Source organism: Arhodomonas sp. KWT (assembly GCF_010993615.1).
Window position 1 is genome coordinate 1 of sequence record NZ_WNXE01001150.1, and the last position, 511, is coordinate 511.

Annotated in this window: 2 protein-coding genes; one reads left to right on the top strand and one right to left on the bottom strand. The window is 73.0% G+C overall.

Translation table 11 applies throughout. The features are described from left to right. Window positions 1-165: an aldehyde dehydrogenase family protein gene (locus G7A99_RS24655; protein ID WP_305792384.1), complete on the top strand. Its 165-nt coding sequence runs from the start codon at window positions 1-3 to the stop codon at window positions 163-165. A 79-nt stretch (window positions 166-244) separates the two neighbouring features. Here the strand turns inward: G7A99_RS24655 and G7A99_RS24660 are convergent. Next, window positions 245-511, bottom strand: a 267-nt coding sequence (locus G7A99_RS24660; protein ID WP_163144714.1) for a dienelactone hydrolase family protein, incomplete at its 5' end; no start/stop codon positions are given.

Genomic DNA, 511 nt, shown 5'->3' on the forward strand with positions numbered 1-511 from the left:
GTGATCGAGCGCCTGAATTTCGCCCACGCCGCGCTGAACTCCGGCACCGGCCCGACGCCGGAGGCGCCGTTCGGCGGCATGAAGCAGTCCGGCTACGGCCGCGAGGGCGGCATCGAGGGGCTGTTCGAGTTCGTGGAGACGCAGACGGTCCCCGAGGCGGACTGATCCAGCCCGATCCCCTCATGGCCGGCGGGCAGCGCCCGCCGGCCGTTCTCGCCCGGGCCGTCAGGTCCGCCGCGGTGGCCTAGGGGCTGTCGCCCTCCAGGAAGGTCAGCACCCGCCCGTGGGACAGCGCCGCCGCGTGCCGGTGATACGCCCCCCGTGCCCAGCAGTTGAAGCCGTGATCGGCCCCGTCGTAGACGTGGATCCCGACGTCGCCGCGACCGAAGAAGGCCCGGCGGGTCTCGTCGACGTGGGCATCGGTGATGTGCCCGTCGTTGCCGGCGAAGTGGAACTGCGCCGGCACGGTGAGACGGGCGGCCTTGTCGAGGTGCCGGTGGATGCCCCCCGG